13 protein-coding genes and 6 tRNA genes are annotated in these 17,426 nt (G+C 52.8%); 15 read left to right on the top strand and 4 right to left on the bottom strand.

Annotated elements, in window-relative coordinates; translation table 11 throughout:
* Positions 1 to 99: 99 nt before the first annotated feature.
* The 6 genes from FYJ64_RS00160 to FYJ64_RS00135 all read left to right on the top strand — a co-directional run bounded on the left by FYJ64_RS00160 (position 100) and on the right by FYJ64_RS00135 (position 915).
* Positions 100 to 176 (top strand) — tRNA-Met (locus FYJ64_RS00160).
* A 5-nt stretch (positions 177 to 181) separates the two neighbouring features.
* A tRNA-Val gene (locus tag FYJ64_RS00155) sits at positions 182 to 257 on the top strand.
* 5 nt (positions 258 to 262) lie between these two features.
* A tRNA-Asp gene (locus tag FYJ64_RS00150) sits at positions 263 to 339 on the top strand.
* Positions 340 to 640: 301 nt separating this feature from the next.
* Positions 641 to 716: transfer RNA gene (locus FYJ64_RS00145), tRNA-His, on the top strand.
* Between the two features lie 4 nt (positions 717 to 720).
* A tRNA-Gln gene (locus tag FYJ64_RS00140) sits at positions 721 to 795 on the top strand.
* Positions 796 to 840: 45 nt separating this feature from the next.
* Positions 841 to 915, top strand: a tRNA-Cys gene (locus FYJ64_RS00135).
* Positions 916 to 1,289: 374 nt separating this feature from the next.
* Here FYJ64_RS00135 and FYJ64_RS00130 read toward each other — a convergent pair.
* Positions 1,290 to 1,484, bottom strand: a complete 195-nt coding sequence (locus FYJ64_RS00130; RefSeq protein ID WP_154573234.1) for a (2Fe-2S)-binding protein — start codon at positions 1,482 to 1,484, stop codon at positions 1,290 to 1,292.
* Between the two features lie 216 nt (positions 1,485 to 1,700).
* On the opposite strand from FYJ64_RS00130, the gene FYJ64_RS00125 reads away from it, so the two are divergent.
* Positions 1,701 to 2,258 carry a YbaK/EbsC family protein gene (locus FYJ64_RS00125; RefSeq protein ID WP_154573233.1) on the top strand — a complete coding sequence of 186 codons (558 nt, stop codon included), beginning with the start codon at positions 1,701 to 1,703 and terminating at the stop codon, positions 2,256 to 2,258.
* Positions 2,259 to 2,547: 289 nt separating this feature from the next.
* Here FYJ64_RS00125 and FYJ64_RS00120 read toward each other — a convergent pair whose 3' ends face one another.
* A complete protein-coding gene (locus tag FYJ64_RS00120) occupies positions 2,548 to 4,065 on the bottom strand; it encodes an acetyl-CoA hydrolase/transferase family protein (RefSeq protein ID WP_154573232.1) in 1,518 nt (505 codons plus the stop codon).
* A 119-nt stretch (positions 4,066 to 4,184) separates the two neighbouring features.
* Here FYJ64_RS00120 and pyk point away from each other — a divergent pair, with 119 nt between their 5' ends.
* Positions 4,185 to 5,633, top strand: a complete 1,449-nt coding sequence (gene pyk / locus FYJ64_RS00115) for a pyruvate kinase (protein WP_328596968.1) — start codon at positions 4,185 to 4,187, stop codon at positions 5,631 to 5,633.
* Between the two features lie 88 nt (positions 5,634 to 5,721).
* On the opposite strand, the gene spoVG is transcribed toward pyk, so the two are convergent.
* Together spoVG and purR are read right to left on the bottom strand one after the other, a co-directional pair.
* The gene (gene spoVG, locus FYJ64_RS00110) at positions 5,722 to 6,018 is read right to left on the bottom strand and encodes a septation regulator SpoVG (protein WP_075714866.1); all 297 of its coding nucleotides are present in this window, start codon (positions 6,016 to 6,018) and stop codon (positions 5,722 to 5,724) included.
* A 194-nt stretch (positions 6,019 to 6,212) separates the two neighbouring features.
* A complete protein-coding gene (gene purR / locus FYJ64_RS00105; RefSeq protein ID WP_154573230.1) occupies positions 6,213 to 7,025 on the bottom strand; it encodes a pur operon repressor in 813 nt (270 codons plus the stop codon).
* A gap of 257 nt (positions 7,026 to 7,282) precedes the next feature.
* Here purR and murC point away from each other — a divergent pair, with 257 nt between their 5' ends.
* Genes murC through FYJ64_RS00070 form a run of 7 tightly spaced genes read left to right on the top strand, consistent with a single transcriptional unit; the run spans position 7,283 to position 17,391 of the window.
* The gene (murC, locus tag FYJ64_RS00100) at positions 7,283 to 8,668 is read left to right on the top strand and encodes a UDP-N-acetylmuramate--L-alanine ligase (protein WP_154573229.1); all 1,386 of its coding nucleotides are present in this window, start codon (positions 7,283 to 7,285) and stop codon (positions 8,666 to 8,668) included.
* A gap of 50 nt (positions 8,669 to 8,718) precedes the next feature.
* The gene (locus tag FYJ64_RS00095) at positions 8,719 to 9,420 is read left to right on the top strand and encodes a DapH/DapD/GlmU-related protein (protein ID WP_154573228.1); all 702 of its coding nucleotides are present in this window, start codon (positions 8,719 to 8,721) and stop codon (positions 9,418 to 9,420) included.
* 35 nt (positions 9,421 to 9,455) lie between these two features.
* Complete coding sequence (locus tag FYJ64_RS00090; protein ID WP_154573227.1) at positions 9,456 to 10,406, top strand: ribose-phosphate diphosphokinase; 951 nt, start codon at positions 9,456 to 9,458, stop codon at positions 10,404 to 10,406.
* Position 10,407: 1 nt separating this feature from the next.
* Positions 10,408 to 11,028: an aminoacyl-tRNA hydrolase gene (gene pth / locus FYJ64_RS00085; protein ID WP_154573226.1), complete on the top strand. Its 621-nt coding sequence runs from the start codon at positions 10,408 to 10,410 to the stop codon at positions 11,026 to 11,028.
* Positions 11,021 to 14,458, top strand: coding sequence for a transcription-repair coupling factor (gene mfd, locus FYJ64_RS00080; protein ID WP_206045484.1), 3,438 nt, complete (start codon positions 11,021 to 11,023; stop codon positions 14,456 to 14,458). The genes pth and mfd overlap by 8 nt, the downstream gene beginning before the upstream one ends.
* Positions 14,448 to 15,743: an amidohydrolase family protein gene (locus tag FYJ64_RS00075; protein WP_154573224.1), complete on the top strand. Its 1,296-nt coding sequence runs from the start codon at positions 14,448 to 14,450 to the stop codon at positions 15,741 to 15,743. The genes mfd and FYJ64_RS00075 overlap by 11 nt, the downstream gene beginning before the upstream one ends.
* 16 nt (positions 15,744 to 15,759) lie before the next feature.
* Positions 15,760 to 17,391 (top strand): putative polysaccharide biosynthesis protein, encoded by a 1,632-nt coding sequence (locus tag FYJ64_RS00070; protein WP_154573223.1) that lies wholly within the window; start codon positions 15,760 to 15,762, stop codon positions 17,389 to 17,391.
* Positions 17,392 to 17,426: the final 35 nt, after the last annotated feature.

Here is a 17,426-nt window from a genome sequence, read left to right as displayed (position 1 = left end):
CTCGATGAAAAGTATTGCAGAAAATCCCGAAAAAACTGTTGACACAGTAGCGGAATTTTGGTAGTATATTTCTTGCAGTGATTCAAATTACTGCGATGTGGCGGTGTAGCTTAGTTGGCTAGAGCGTCCGGTTCATACCCGGAAGGTCGGTGGTTCGACTCCACTCGCCGCTACCATATCTGGGCGTTTAGCTCAGCTGGGAGAGCATCTGCCTTACAAGCAGGGGGTCATAGGTTCGAGCCCTATAACGCCCACCAGATATGGCCAAGTAGTTCAGTTGGTTAGAATGCCAGCCTGTCACGCTGGAGGTCACGAGTTCGAGCCTCGTCTTGGTCGCCAATTTAATATCATATATGCTTTGCATTTGCAGGGCATATATGATAGAATAATTTACAAAAGAAAACAGATACGCAGGTAATTTTGTGAAGTGCAAGGCGCACGGGTGAGGAGCGAGCGGAGCGTGCTTGTGCACGTGAGCGAGGACGAAGCCGAGCAACACCGCAATTCGCAAAAGAAAACAGATACGCAGGTAATTTTGTGAAATGCAAGGCGCACAGGTGAGGAACGAGCGGAGCGTGCTTGTGCACGTGAGCGAGGACGAAGCCGAGCAACACCGCAGTTCGCAAAATTAACAAGTATGGTGGGTATAGTCAAGTGGTTAAGACATAGGATTGTGATTCCTACATGCGTGGGTTCGATCCCCACTACCCACCCCATTGATGGGGTATCGCCAAGTGGTAAGGCAATGGATTCTGATTCCATCATGCGCAGGTTCGAATCCTGCTACCCTAGCCAATTCACAAGCCAGGATGCAAGTGATTGCATCTTGGCTGTCATCATGGCGACATAGCCAAGTGGTAAGGCAGAGGTCTGCAAAACCTTTATTCCCCAGTTCAAATCTGGGTGTCGCCTCCACAGAGAAAACCGTCGGAAATATGTTCCGGCGTTTTTTCTTATATACAAAGGAAACGGGATGGAAACTGAACCCGTTCAATCGCAGGATCTGACATGATCACAACGTAACCGGATCAGCGTAACCGGCCGTCGACTGATGGAATGGCGGAATACAGCGGAATATAGAAGAACCATAAACGGGCATGCCCGGTTGCACCGGGGAATAACCCTTTGACCTAATAGGAGTTGCCATGAAATCCAAAAAAATAGCAGATTCTGCTACATTTCACGAAAAAAATCCGAAAATGTGGCAGGCCTGATCATCATCTAACTCGAGTTAATCTACTTTAATCGCAATCAGAGTACGAATCAGTACACCTGCCAACTCGGCCGGCTTATGCCTCCGCTGCACAGTCGGACAGAATCATGTCCAGATCCTCGCGGCATCCGCCGCACTTGTTTCCTACATCCATGCTCTCGCAGAGTGTCTTCAGATCCGTAATCTGATGTTCCCGGATAAAGTCTTCAACTTCTCCGCGGGTTACGTGGTGACAAAGACATACTTCGTATTCTCTTGATTTTTTGTCCATAAAAATATTCCTCCTGCCAGCATTATAGCATATAACTGATGTCTGCAAAACAGGAGCTTTTGTATAAAGGGAAAGTTTCGGCAGATTTCGCAGGCGGAGTCGATCCGGCGCTGAAACGGTCGCTGTAAACGGGAATTTTCTTTGGAAGGTCAGCGGAAATATGATACAATAGTGACGCGGTCGTACGAATCGAGCTGCAGAGGAGGAAAAACAGATATGCTTATAAATAAGGACAGTGCTTCAAACGGTAATGAGGAGTGCAATACGGACAACAACGAGAAACGATTCCTGGGAATTCTGAAGGAACTTGAGATCACCGATTATAACTGGCATGAACATGAGGCGTTGTTTTCGGCGGATCAGGAGGGAGCGGAGGAACTGATGTTTCCGGGACTCAATCTGAAAAATCTCCTGATTAAGGACAAAAAGACAGAGGAATTCTTTATGGTGGTTCTGGAGGATCATCGCAGAATGGACCAGAAACATTTCAAACAGGTGGCGGGCTGGCACAAAAACCGGTTCGCCACCCCGGAGGAAATGTGGGAACTGCTGAGGCTGAAGCCGGGATCGGTGACGCCCTATGCGCTGTTTAATGATACGGAGAAGAAGGTTACGGTTGTACTGGGAAATGAGATTGTGACTGCAGACGATGCGGAATGGATTAACCTTCATCCGTGCCGGAATACAGCGACGGTTTCCGTGCACAAGTCGGATTTTTACAGAATTCTCGAGAAGCTGGGGAATCCTGTCATAGAGGAAAAATCGATAGAATAAGACGGGGTGGATCTTCGCAGAAACCAAAAGAAAACGCCACTCGCAGGGTGGATTCGGACGAGAAATGTTGCTCCGGCCGATGGTGTTACCCATCAGCCGGAGCAACTGTTTTATGCTTCTCCGGTTCTCCCGGGGCGGCGTTTTTCGTGTCAGGTGCATCGCCGGTCACGTGCTTTGCGGCAGCGCGGTCGATTATCGTATGCCGGCCGTCGTGCAGCGGCTGTTGCGTATCAGTCAGGTGCATCGGCGGTCAAGTGGAATCAAAACGGCGTTCGATGTGCGCCGGCCGTTATTCTCCGACCTTCATGCTGCCGGTTTTCATGGCGCGGATGTGCCAGGAGAAGGCTTCGTCCAGAAGATGCGGCGTCTGCAGCTTGCTGGTGGCGCAGGCTCTGTCGAAGTAGTCCTTCAGCATGTCTTTGTAGTCGGGGTGGGCGCAGTTCTCGATAATTCTGACTGCCCGCTGTTTCGGTGTCAGGCCGCGGAGATCTGCGTAACCCTGCTCTGTGACAATGACCTGAACGTCGTGCTCGGTGTGGTCGATGTGGGAGCAGAAGGGCACGATTGAGGAAATCGCGCCGCCCTTGGCTACGGATACGGTCGAGAAAATGCTTATCGCAGCGTTTCTGGCGAAGTCTCCGCTGCCGCCGATGCCGTTCATCATGGAGGAGCCGTTGACGTGCGTGGAATTGACATTTCCGTAGATATCGCATTCCAGGGCGGTGTTCATGGAAATGACGCCCAGACGACGGATGATTCCCGGATTGTTTGAAATATCTTCGGGGCGGAAAATCAGCTTTCCCTTATACAGGTCACATTCCTCATCGAATTTCGCTTTCATTTCCGGGGAAGGGGTGATGGCGGTGGTGGAGGCGCAGGTGACCTTTCCGGCCTTGATGAGCTCAAGCATGGAGTCCTGCACGACTTCGGTGTAGCAGGTCAGATCATGAAATTCGGACTCAAGAAGTCCGTACAGTACCGCGTTGGCGACGCTTCCAACGCCGGACTGGATGGGCAGGAGCGTGTCATCCAGTCGTCCCGCCCGGACTTCACCGTCCAGAAAGTCGATGATGTGATCGGCGATTTTCTGCGAATCCTCACTCACAGAACCGAGGGGACGAAGTCCGTCCTGGATGTCAGTAATGACGATTCCGCAGATTTTGTCCCAGCCGCATTCAATGTACGGAACACCGATGCGGTCGTTAGGCTTTGTGATATCAATAGGCTTGCGATGCGGCGGATTCGGGAGAACAATGCAGTCGTGCATTCCCTCCAGGCCCATAGGCTGAAGGGTGTTCAGCTCGATGATGACCTTGTCGGCCTGCCGGACGATGGCCGGCGTGTTTCCGACTGAGGTGGTGGGAACGATACTTCCGTCTTCGTTCAGCGCCAGCGCTTCTACAATGGCGATTTCTACCTTCGGCAGTGCGCCGTAATTGATGTACTGCGTTGAATGAGAAAGATGCATGTCGATATAGTCGCACTCGCCTTTGTTCACCGCAGCACGGAACGTTGAGTCCGTCATGTAGGGCATACGCATACCCATAATTCCGGCTTCCGTCATTTCAGTATCGATTTCCGGTCCAAGAGATGCGCCGGAATAGACGTTAACCTTGAATTTCTCGCCTTTTTTCCCGCGCTCGGCCAGAGCGTGGGGGACGGCCTTCGGATAGCCTGAGGCGGTGAACCCGCTGACGCCCAGGGTCATGCCGTCCTTAATCATAGCGGCGGCCTCCTCCGCGGACATGATAAGGTCATACGCCTTTTCGCTTCTGAGTCTTTCCTTTACCTTTTCATCAACTTCCATGACTACGATACCTCCTCAGCAAATCATGCGTTAATTTTTTGTCGAATGTCAGTACCATAATAACACGAATCAGAAAAAGACACAACGACCTGCTTGTTTTTTCGGGCGGTTAATGTATAATGGCAATGGAGGTTGAAACGGATATGAGGAAAACAAAGATAATCTGCACAATCGGTCCGGCGTCCCGCAGTGAGGACATGATGCGCCGGCTTCTGCTGGCCGGGATGAACGTGGCCAGAATGAACTTTTCTCATGGCAGCCATGAGGAGCACAAAGAGAATATCGACCGGTTCCGCCGCGTCCGTGATGGGCTCGGAATTCCGGCGGCGGTGTTGCTGGATACGAAGGGCCCTGAGATCCGCACCGGTACGTTCCGGAACGGCGAGGCCGTGCTGCAGGACGGTCAGGAATTTACGCTGACCACAAAGGATGTGGAAGGAACAGGGGAGATCTCTTCTGTAACATATAAAGACCTGGCGAAGGATCTGAACGCCGGGGATACGGTACTGATCAACGACGGAATGATTATGCTCAGGGTAAAAAGCACCACGGATACAGATCTGGTCTGCGAGGTGGTTCACGGCGGAAAGATCAGCGATCACAAAGGTATCAATGTGCCGAACGTGGATATCAGCATGGAGTATCTGTCTGATCAGGACAAGTCCGATCTGCTGTTCGGAATCGAGCAGGATGTGGATTACGTCGCGGCTTCTTTTGTACGCTCCGCTGATGATGCACGGGCGATTCGAGCGTTCCTCGATGACAACGGGGGAGAGAGGATCAAACTCATCGCCAAGATAGAGAGTACCCAGGGTGTCGCAAATTTTGAAGATATTCTGCAGCTGGTGGACGGTATCATGGTTGCCCGGGGCGATATGGGTGTCGAGGTGCCGTTCGAACTGCTTCCCGGCATTCAGAAAAGGTTCATTCGCCGCTGCGTACAGCAGGGGAAGATCGTCATCACTGCGACACAGATGCTGGAGTCGATGATTACCAGTCCGGTGCCTACCCGGGCGGAGATTAATGATGTGGCGAATGCGGTGTTTGACGGAGCGTCTGCCGTCATGCTCTCCGGAGAGAGCGCTGCCGGAAAGTATCCGGAAGAGGCCGTCGCAGCCATGGCGCGTATTGCGGAGCAGGCGGAGGAAGATGCCAGGACGGTGACCAGCAGAGAAAAATGGCTGGCGATGGATTCCCGGGATATCACTAACGCGGTGGGACACGCCGCCTGCACACTAGCAGAGGACATCAGCGCCAAAGCGATTCTGGCCATCACATCCTCCGGCTATACAGCAAATAAAATCAGCAAGTTCCGCCCGGAACTGCCGATTATCGGATGTACGCCGGACGAAAAGGTTTACCATCAGATGGCGCTGTTCTGGGGCGTTGAGCCGCTGATGGCCAATTACCGCGAGGAATTGGGTGATCTGTTCGGTCACTGTACCCGCAAGGCGATCCGCAGCGAATGCATCCGCGAGGGAGATACAGTAGTTTGTACCGCGGGGGTGCCGGTCGGAGTTTCAGGGCGCACAAACGCCATCCGTGTGGTTGAAGCGACGCTGGAGTGATGCAGCGCCGGATTGCCGGACTGAATAGAACGTGAAAAAAAGGACTGTTGCGTGCAACAGTCCTTAATTAATGTCATGTAATTAAATATTACTCCTCAGGTGCCTCAAGATCGTCTTCGCTTTGGTGCTCTGCCAGTACCCTTTCGTACTCGGCGAAAATGGCGTCTTTGATTCGAGTTCTCGTTTCAGAGGTGAGGGGATGTGCGATATCCCGGAAATCTCCCTCGCCCATCTTACGACTGGGCATGGCGATAAACGGACCGTTCTGACCCTCAATTATCTTGATATCGTGGACAACAAACTCATCATCGAATGTGACCGAAACAATCGCTTTCATTTTGCCTTCCGCAGTGACCTTGCGAATCCTTACATCAGTAATGTTCATCATGGCCTACCTTTCTGGCTTTTATAATTATTTATTATATTATACACAATATCAAGCGAATCTGCAACCCGCATTTGCGGAAAATCTATACCCTGAATCTGCGCAGATTTAACGGACGCGTTTGCAGAAAGCCGCAATCCGGTGTTACGGATGCGCTTACGGAAAAATATTTTCTGTAAATGCAGTGGTTCGGGCTATCTGAAAATATCGGGATTCGGGCGCACGTCAATGGTGCGCTTTTCTTCATCTACGTCTCCGAGATAGACTGCGGCTGTGTAATTCCGTATTTTCTTTTGTTCAGGCGTCTCGCTGACGATGGCGATGCCTGCACCGACGACCTCCGCATCAAATTCGGCGAGCAGATCCGCAATGCCTTTGGTGCTTCCGCCGCCCCGCATGAAATCGTCGATGACCAGGGTACGCGATCCGGGACGAACCGCCCGCCGGGACAGCGACATCTTCTGTACGCGGTCATAGGAGCCGGAAAAATAATTGATGCTGACCGTCGAGCCCTCGGAGACTTTCGCCTCCCTGCGGCAGATGATCAGAGGGCGATGCAGCTGATGCGCCACCATGGTAGCCAGAGGGATTCCCTTTGTTTCCACCGTCGCCACATAGTCCACGTCGAGCGCCCGGAACTTTACGGCGAACAGGGTTGCCAGGCGGCTGACCAGCTCGGTGTCGTACATGATGTCGGACGTGTACAGGAAGCCTCCGCCCAGAATTCTCGCCGGATCGCGGAGCCGATTGCAGAACTCGTCCAGCAGAGGCGCGACGGCCTCGTGCGTGGTGTCGGGAACAAAGTGAACGCCGCCTCTGGCGCCGGAAATCGTTTCGATGAACCCTGATCCCGTCGCCTCCATGGCGGACGCTGCAATATTGATGTCCTCGCTGATGCTGGACTTCGCCATATGAAAAAGGTCGCAGAAGTACTGCAGCGGATATAGCTTTCCGGGCGTGTCAGAAAGTGTCTTTACGATCACGCCGATGCGTTCTGTTCGTTTCATTCATTCCCTCCGGATGCTGTGGCCTCCGGGAACCCGGCGGCAGCGCGGATTCCACAGACTGTTTAAAATAATATTATTGCTTTTTGCGGAAATTGTAAAGCATTTTTGGAGACGGTATGGTATAATATCAAGAGTTCTGTTCGGACCGGTTCTGAAGCATGCACCCCCCGGAAATCTGCTTTTCGGGGTTATTACGGCGCGGTTCATTCAGGCATGGTCGCAGATGTAAGATATATCATCGGGGAAGGGAACCAGTTATGATTGATTTGAAGAAATACAGAAACATACATTGTATTGGAATCGGCGGCATCGGACTGTCAGCCATCGCGGAGATACTGGTATCGAGAGGGTATCACGTGACCGGCTCGGATATGAAGCCGTCGGAAATGACAGAGAAACTGAAGAAATCAGGTATTACCATTTACATAGGCCATAGAGCGGAGAATGTCGAGAATGCAGATCTCATCATCTATTCAGCAGCGATCGCCGAAGAAAATCCGGAAATCATCCGCGCCAGAGAAAAGAAGATCCCGCTGGCGTCCAGAGCGGAAATCCTGGGAACACTGATGGATGAATATGAGTCAAGCGTGGCGATCAGCGGAACCCACGGAAAAACGACAACGACTTCTATGGTTTCTCTCGTTCTGGAGGCCGCGGGACTGGAGCCCACGATTCTTGTCGGCGGGCAGCTGGATGAGATCGGCGGGAACGTGAAGGTTGGAAACAGCCCTTACTTTGTGACGGAGGCCTGCGAATACAGGGACAGTTTTCTGCAGCTCCGGCCGAAAATCGAAGTGATACTGAACATCGATTCAGACCACCTGGACTATTTCAAGGATATCGACCATATTGTCCGGTCCTTTGACAAATTCGCCAGAGCCGTTCCGGAGGACGGAAAGATTATCGCTTACGATTCCAATCCTTTTGTCAGTGAAGTGATTAAAGGACATGCAAATGTGGTGACCTACGGATATAATGAAAATTCCACTTATCATATTTCAGAGGTAAGGTTTAACAGCGAAGGGATGCCTTCATTTTCAGTGAGCCATAACGGTGTGAAACTGGAGCATGTGCAGCTGAATGTGCCGGGGGAGCATAATATCCTGAATGCGGCGGCAGCTTTTGCCTGCTGCCATGTGCTCGGCGTTGATGCAGATCTGATCGCAGGAACTCTGGAGTCCTATCACGGAACGCAGCGCCGGTTCGACATTATCGGTACGACGGACAGAGGCGTAAAGGTTGTCGATGACTATGCGCACCATCCGACGGAGATCAGGGCGACGCTTTCAGCAGCTCATAACATTCCGCACCGGAAACTCTGGTGCCTCTTTCAGCCTCATACTTACACCAGGACCCTGGCGCTGTTTGATCAGTTTGCGGACGCTTTTGAGCAGACCGACGTTCTGATTCTGGCGGACATCTATGCAGCCCGGGAAAAAGACATCTATAACATCTCTTCCAAAAAACTTGCTGAGGAGATACGTCGGGAGCATCCGGATAAAGAAGTCTACTACATGGACAGTTTTGATAAGATCGCAGACTATGTCCGGGAGCACGCAGAGGACGGAGATGTGGTGATCACCATGGGTGCCGGCGATATCTACAAGGCCGGGAAAATGATCATGGAGCAGGACAAAGAATAAATACGGAATATATAAACTTATGACAGAAGAAAAACTATGCGGAGAGTGAGATGAAATACAGCGAATATCAGGAAAAGGAAGCGGAGAGGAAACGCATCGCTGTCGCACACCTGGAAAACGGCGTTGACTTTGCGGATATCGGCAGCGTTTATATCGATGAGGCCGTACAGATCGGAGCGGGCACGTTTATCGGTCCCTGTGTTACCCTGGAAGGAAATACGGTAATTGGTGAGAATGCGAAAATCTATCAGAATACGCGCATCCGGGATTCTGTCATCGGCGATGGTGTGGAAATCCAGAGCAGTGTGGTACTGGAGAGCAGCATAGGGGAAGGGAGCAAAATCGGTCCCTTCGCATATGTGCGCCCAGGCTCCGAAATCGGCAGAAACTGCAAGATCGGGGATTTCGTAGAGGTTAAGAACTCTACCTTCGGAGACGGATCCAAGTCGGCGCATCTTACCTATATCGGGGATTCTGACATCGGCGAAGACGTGAACCTGGGATGCGGTGTCGTTTTCGTCAATTATGACGGCACCCATAAATTCCGGTCCTCGATCGGCGACGGCGTGTTCATCGGCTGTAATTCCAACATCATTTCACCGATCCGCATCGATGACGGTGCCTATGTGGCAGCCGGGAGCACAATCACGCAGGATATTCCGGAGGATGCGCTGGGTGTGGCGCGGGCGAAACAAAAGAATATTGAAGGCTGGGCGACCCGCCGCGGCCTTTATAATAAAAAGAAGAAGTAATCGCAGAAGATCGAAGTTCATGGAGGAGAGGAACAATGAAAAACAGCGCTTTTTCTGACTACAAGCTGTTCGCAGGCAATTCGCACCCCCGTCTTGCGGAGGAAATCGCATCCGTTATGGGAAAACCTCTGGGAAAGGCGACGGTGACGAAATTCAGCGACGGGGAAATTTCCGTCAATCTCTGGGAAAGTGTTCGGGGAGTGGATGTCTATATCATTCAGTCCACCTGCGCCCCTGTCAATGACAACCTGATGGAACTGCTGATCATGATTGATGCAGTCAAGAGAGCCTCGGCCGGACGGATCAACGCAGTGATTCCCTACTACGGTTACGCGCGTCAGGACAGAAAAGCCAAGGCGAGGGATCCGATTACCGCCAAGCTGGTGGCAAACCTGCTGGTGGCGGCGGGCGCCGACCGTGTTCTGACGATGGATCTGCATGCCAGCCAGATTCAGGGATATTTCGATATTCCGGTGGACCATCTGGTAGGAATGCCGATTCTGGCGAAGTATTTCAAGGAAAAGAATCTGGAGAATGTCTGCATCGTCTCTCCGGATCACGGCAGCGTGACCCGGGCGAGGAATATGGCGGAATACTTTAACTGCCCCATCGCTATTGTGGATAAACGACGTCCGGAACCGAACAAAAGCGAGATTATGAATATCATCGGGGAGGTCAGAGGAAAAAACTGCATTATCCTGGACGATATGATCGATACTGCCGGAACGATTACCAATGCGGCGAACGTCATCAAGGAAATGGGCGCGGAGAACGTCTACGCAGGCGCGACCCACGCTGTTCTTTCCGGGCCGGCCTTCGACCGGATCGAGGCTTCTGCGATTAAAGAACTGGCGCTGCTGAATACAATACCGATGGATAAGGAGAAGAAGCTGGACAAGATGACCGTTCTGTCCGTGGCGCCGCTTTTTGCGGAGGCTATGACCAGAGTATACACAAACGGATCTGTCAGCAAACTGTTTGACTGATATGAGTAATGAACCATTTATCATCGTCGGCCTGGGGAATCCCGGGCCGAAATATGAAAATACGAGACACAATCTCGGCTTCCTGACACTGGATCACCTCGCGGAGGAGAACGGAATCTCCGTCAGCAGAATCAAATTCAAATCGCTGACAGGTGCGGGGAACATCGCAGGACACAAGGTTGTGCTGGTCAAGCCGCAGACGTATATGAACCTCAGCGGAGAGGCAGTGAGGGAGGCTGTTTCCTTCTACAAAATTCCGCCGGAGCATCTTATCGTCATCTACGATGATCTCGATATTCCGACAGGGAGCATCCGCATACGCAGGTTCGGCAGTGCCGGCACCCATAACGGAATGCGTTCCGTCGTACAGCAGCTGGGAACAGACAGGTTCCCCAGGATACGCGTCGGTATCGGCAGCGGACGGAAAGAGGAACTGATATCCTTTGTGACCGGAGGCTTTCGCAGGGAGGAGGTTCCGCTTCTGCGTCAGGCTGTGGAAACGGCATCCAGAGCGGCAGAATGCATCGTTATCGACGGCGTGGATCTTGCCATGAACCGCTATAATACCAAAAAGAAGGAGAAGAAAAAAGGGGAGCATGCTCCCGGAGAGCAGGATGAATAAACGAGGAATCATCGGGATATCGGGCGTGTCTGAGAGTCGATCGGCGTTTATCATATCCGAGAATATAAAAAAAGAATCGGGGAAAAGTCTGATCATCGTCGCCACAGAACCGAGAGCGAAGCGGCTTGCGGATGATCTTTCTTTTTTTACCGACAGAAATATACACGTGATGCCGGATGAGGATCAGGTGTTTTTGCGTTACGAAGCGAAGAATCATGACCTTCTTTTGGAACGTCTGAACGCCATGAAGGCGCTGCGCGGGCAGGAGGACTGCATCGTGGTGGCTCCGGCCGCCGCGGCGATCCGGAAAACCATGCCGCATCGGCTTTTTGAGTCCGGAAAACTCAGCATCACTCTGGGCGAGGAGCATTTCCTTGTGGATCTGAAGGAGACACTGGTGTCCCTCGGATATGAGCGGATGAGCCTTGTGGAGGGACGCGGTGAGTTCAGCATGCGGGGCGGAATTCTGGATGTTTTCACGCCTGATGCGGAGAATCCGTTCCGAATTGAATTTTTTGACACCGAGGTGGATTCCATTCGCGAGTTCGATATTGACACGCAGCGTTCAGTCCGGAGCCTCAGGAGCGTCGAGATAGGCCCTGCAGAGCAGATGCTTGCGGATAAAGAACTGTTCGCCAGGGCTTCCGAGCGGGTGCGACGGACATATACGGCGCAGGCGAAAAGGCTGATGAAACGGGGGGAAGACAGCGAGGAAGCGGTCCGGAGACTGGAGAAGCGCCGGGATGAGCTCTGTGAATACATCGATAACCGGATGAATGTACAGCTGCTGGAAAATTATCTGCATTATTTTTACGAGGATCCGGAATACCTGTGGGATTATCTGGACAGCGGGACGATTTATGTCGATGATCCCGACCGCATCGGCGAGATGCTGGACTCCAGGACAAAGGAACAGAAGATGGATTTTCAGGTCATGCTGGAACGGGGTGAGATTGTTCCGGAGGACATGGAACTGATGACCGGCCGGGAGGACTTTCAGAAGATCTACCGGCACGGCCCCGTTTATCTTTTGTCCCCCTTCCCCAAACAGATCCGGGGCGTCGAAGCCTACGAGTCTCTCCACAGTTATCAGAGTGCGCAGATGATGAATTTCAGCGGGCATATGGAACTGCTGGAATCAGAGCTGAAGGCGTATGTCAAAAAGGGTTATGAAATCTGCATCACAGCGTCTACGGAGGAGCGCCGGAAAAATCTGATCGAATTCTGTGACCGCTGCGGCGTCGTCCGGCAGGTTCGTTTCCTGCGGGGGAATCTGACGACAGGTTTTGACTTTATCGACCGCAAGCTCTGCTATATCAGTGACAATGATATTTTCGGAGAGCGGCAGCAGAGCCGACGGCGGCGAAAGCAACGAAGCGACGGCCAGAAACTTGAAAGTTTTACGGATCTGAAGGCGGGAGATTTCGTGGTGCATGAGAATCACGGAATCGGAAAATTTCTGGGAATTCAGCAGCTGGACATCCAGGGAGAGAAGAAGGACTACCTGAAAATCAAGTACGCCGGAAACGACACTCTGTATGTACCGGTGGAGCAGTTCGATATCGTGCAGAAATACATCGGTTCAGATGGGGTCACGCCAAAGATCAACAAACTCTCCAGCGGCGAATGGAAACTGACCAAGGCGAGAGCCCGGGCAGCCATTGCGGAGATGACTCAGGAACTGGTGCAGTTGTACGCAGAACGGGAAATGGAAAAAGGCTACGCCTTCAGTCCGGACTCCATCTGGATGCGGGAATTCGAGGATGAGTTCCCATACCAGGAGACGGAGGATCAGCTGCGCTCTATCGAAGAGATCAAGCAGGATATGGAAAAGCCGAAGGCGATGGATCGACTGCTCTGCGGAGATGTGGGCTTCGGTAAAACCGAGGTGGCAGCCAGGGCACTGTTTAAATGTGTTGCGGATGGAAAACAGGCGGCGGTTCTGGTTCCGACTACAGTGCTGGCGAACCAGCATTTCTACACGCTGCGCGACCGTTTCGAGCATTTCGCGGTACGGGTGGAGATGCTGTCCCGGTTCCGCAGTGAGGCGCAGCAGAAGAAAATCCTGGAGGATCTCTCGGACGGAAAAATCGACATCATAATCGGCACACACAGGATTCTGTCCCGGGATGTAAAGTTCCGGGATCTGGGTCTTCTGGTCATTGACGAGGAGCATCGGTTCGGCGTCCGACACAAGGAGGCGATCAAGAAACTGAAGAAAAACGTAGATGTGCTGACTCTGACGGCTACGCCGATTCCGAGAACACTGAACATGTCACTGACGGGAATCAAGGATATGAGTCTGATCGAAGAGCCTCCTGAGGATCGTTATCCGGTGCAGACATATGTGATGGAACAGGACGACCTCGTGATCCGGGACGCCGTGAAACGGGAACTGGATCGGGGCGGACAATGCTTTGTTATCTACAATCGTGTTCGCGGCATCAGCCAGCTTGCCGGGCGCATCGAACACCTGGTGCCTGAGGCCCGTGTCGCGGTGGGGCACGGCAGGATGAACGAGCAGGCTCTGGAGAATGTGATGCTTGATTTTGTCAATCATCAGTCGGATGTACTGGTGGCGACGACGATCGTGGAGTCGGGCATCGATGTCCCCAATGCAAATACGCTGATCATCATGGACGCGGATCGTTACGGTCTGGCACAGCTCTATCAGCTGAGAGGACGTGTCGGCAGATCGAACCGGATGGCGTATGCCTACCTGATGTATCAGAAGGACAAGGTGCTGACTGAGGTCTCGGAGAAGAGACTTCGGGCGATCCGGGAGTTCACCGAGTTCGGTTCCGGCTTCAAGGTGGCCATGCGTGATCTGGAGATCCGGGGTGCAGGGAATCTTTTGGGAGGCGAGCAGTCAGGACACATGATGAACATCGGTTATGAACTGTACTGCAAGATGGTGGAGGATGCGGTGCGTCAGCTGAAGGGCGGCGAACCGGTCAGCGAGACAGAGGAGGACACCTCGGTGGAACTCGCTGTTTCCGCCGCAATTCCGGACTGGTACATTGAGAATGAATCCCTGAAGCTGGGAATGTATAAAAAAATCGCTTCTGTGCGTACGCCGGAGGATGAGCAGGAAATGATCGACGAATTAATCGACCGGTTCGGCGATGTTCCGAGAGAGACGCTGAATCTCATCAAGATTTCGCAGATACGGGGCATGGCGGAGGAACTTTCTGTCAGGAGAATATATGAACAAAATAAGCGGATCATTTTCTCCTTCGCTGAAAAAAACCATCTGACTCCATATGCGATTTTCAGTATCAACGATGCATTCAAAGGACGGGCATTTGTCCACGGCGGCGTCGAACCGTTTATCAGGATCCCGATGATCCCCGCCAGAAAGCTGGAGGATTGTCTGGAACTGCTGACTATAATCAAGGAAAACAAAGGAGGAAACGAAAATGCTGTTTAAGAATATCACGATTCTGGACGAGGATTTCAACGTGCGCGAAAATATGTACGTCGGAACCTTCGGAAGCCGGATCCGCCTGATTTCAGACAAAGAACCGGAATATGCGGAAAAATACGGAGAAGTCTATGACGGAAAGGACCGGCTGCTTATGCCCGGCTTTTATAACGCCCACGGACACAGCCCGATGGCACTGATGCGGGGATACGGCGAGAACCTGACACTTCAGGACTGGCTGGAGACCCGGATTTTCCCCTTTGAGGCCAAACTTGATTCTAATGCGGTCTACTGGGGTACGCTTCTCTGTATGATGGAATCTCTGCGTTTCGGTATTGTATCTACTCAGGATATGTACTATTTCACCTCCGATATGGTAAGGGCGGTCGCGGACAGCGGCGCGAAAAACAACATCAGCCGTTCGCTGACGAATTTCGACGGGACTCCCTTTGAACAGATGGAGTCGGTCCGGGAGATGAAGGACGCCGTCCGGAATTACCACGGCGCAGAGGAGGGCAGAATCCTGATTGACGCCAGTCTTCACGCGGAATATACATCTGACGAGCAGACGGCCAGGGGGCTTGCAGCGTATGCAAAGGAAGAGGGAATCCGCATGCACGTGCATGTCTCGGAAACAAAACGTGAGCATGAGGAATGCAAGGGCCGCCGCGGGGGTCGCACGCCGGTGCGGTATCTGGCGGACTGCGGCATCTTCGATGTGCCGGCCACAGCGGCGCACTGTGTGTGGATTGAAGGAGAAGATTATGACATCCTGAAGGAAAAGGGGGTAACGGTCGCCACGAATCCGGTCAGCAATCTGAAACTCGCCAGCGGGATATGTGACAGCGCTGCGCTGCTGAGGGCGGGAATCGGTCTGGCCGTCGGCACGGACAGCGTGGCTTCCAACAATTCCCTGAATTTCCTGGAGGAGATTAAAACACTGGCTCTCGTGGGAAAAATCAAGGCCGGAGATCCTACTGTAATCACGCCGCGTCAGGCTTTGTACGCCGCCACGAGAGGCGGAGCTCTGGCGCAGGGACGGACGGACTGCGGTCTTCTGGCGGAGGGACAGAAAGCTGACCTGATCGTGATGGATATTTCTCAGCCGAATATGCATCCGGTTCACGATATGGTCAACAATATCGTCTATTCCGCCGCAGGGAGCGATGTGGTCCTGACGATGGCGGACGGAAAAGTGCTTTACAAAGACGGAGAATATGCTACAATCGATAAAGAAAAAACTGTCTTTGAAACGGAGAAGGCTGCAAAGGGGATTTTAGCGCAGCTTTAGTATTGGAGATTACTGTATGTCAGATTCAAATGAAAAGAAATTCCTGAAGGGCGCGGCCATTCTGGCGGGGGCCGGTGTTATGATCAAGCTTCTCGGGGCGGTCTTCCGGATTCCTCTGACCAACTGGATCGGCGACGGGATGACGTATTACAGTGTCGCTTACGCGATTTACGGAACGCTGGTGGTCATCGGCACCGCCGGCGTTCCGGTGGCGATTTCCCGGCTGGTCTCGGAGAGCATCGTGCAGAGACGCTACCGCAACGCGCACAAAATCTTTCACGTGGCGACGCTGTTGCTTCTGGGCGTCGGAACGGTCTGCTTCCTCGTCTGTTTTTTCGGAGCGGATATTATCGCCCGGGCGGTGGGAAGTCCCAAATCCGCGCTGGCGGTGAGGGCTATGGCACCGGCACTGTTCTTTGTGCCGCTGTTTTCCTCCTTCCGGGGGTTTTTCAACGGCCGGCAGAATATGAACCCCACGGCGATTTCTGAAATCACGGAGCAGCTGGTGCGCTGCGGCGTGGGTCTCTCGCTGGCGTATGTGTTTGCCTTCCACTCCGGGGATATGGTGAAGGCGGCGGCAGGTGCATCCTTCGGCGCTTCGGCGGGCGCGATTGCCGGTCTGGCGGTCATCGCACTGATCTTCCTGCTGAACCACAAAGTATTCCGGCAGAAAATTGAATATGGAGATCCGATGGTGGAGGACGGAAAATATCTGGCGAAGAAAATCACGATGATTGCCGTTCCCATCATCATCGGATGTGAGATTATGCCGATTATGACCCTGATCGACACGTCAATCGTGATGAACGTGCTGCAGCAGACAGGATGGAGTCGGGCGGCCACAGAGCATATGTACAGCCTCTACGGCGGTTACTGCAACCCGATTATCGCTTTCCCACAGATCTTTACACAGGCGGTGGCGGTCAGTCTGGTTCCGGCGATTTCCAGAAATTTCGCAGTGAATAACGCGACGGAGGTCAATGAGACGATCAAGCTGGGCTATCGGACGACGATGATCATGGGCTTCCCGTGCGCCTTCGGACTCTTCTTCCTGGCGGAGCCGATTCTTAAACTGCTGTATTTCGAGCAGCCGGAGTCCTGTCGGGAGGCGGCGCCCATCATGATGCTTCTCGCCATCGGCGTGATCTTTCTGGCGCATATGCAGACTTCGACCAGTGTCCTGCAGGCGATCGGAAAGCAGATGATTCCGGTGAGGAACCTGGCGATCGGATGTGTGTTCAAGGTGTTCGTGACTTATTTCACCGTCGGCATTCACGTGATTAATGTGAAGGGCGCTGCTATCGGCACCCTGGTGGCATATTTTGTCGCGATGACGCTGAACGATATTTCTGTGCACAAGTATACCGGCGTCCGGCACAACATCAGTCTGACGTATCTCCGGCCGCTGATCGCGGCGCTGCTGATGGCCGCCTGGGCTCTCGGGGTGTACAAAGGAATGATGATTATTCTCGCCGGTCACAGCGGGAATATGGCAAATGCGCTGTCTGCGGCGGTGGCGATTCTGACAGCAATGGTCATTTATGTCATCCTGATTTTCGCGGTCAGGGCAATTACGCCGGAGGAACTGGAGCGCATGCCGGGAGGCAGACGTTTTGCACGTCTTGCAAATAAATTCGTCCGACGCTGAAGACCGTGCGCGGGAGCATCGGCAGCGCATTGACG

The sequence above is a fragment of the Hornefia butyriciproducens genome (genome assembly GCF_009695915.1).
Classification (GTDB): Bacteria; Bacillota; Clostridia; order Peptostreptococcales; family Anaerovoracaceae; genus Aminicella; species Aminicella butyriciproducens.
Note: the sequence above shows the minus strand (reverse complement) of the source record. Positions and strands in the feature narration are given on the sequence as shown.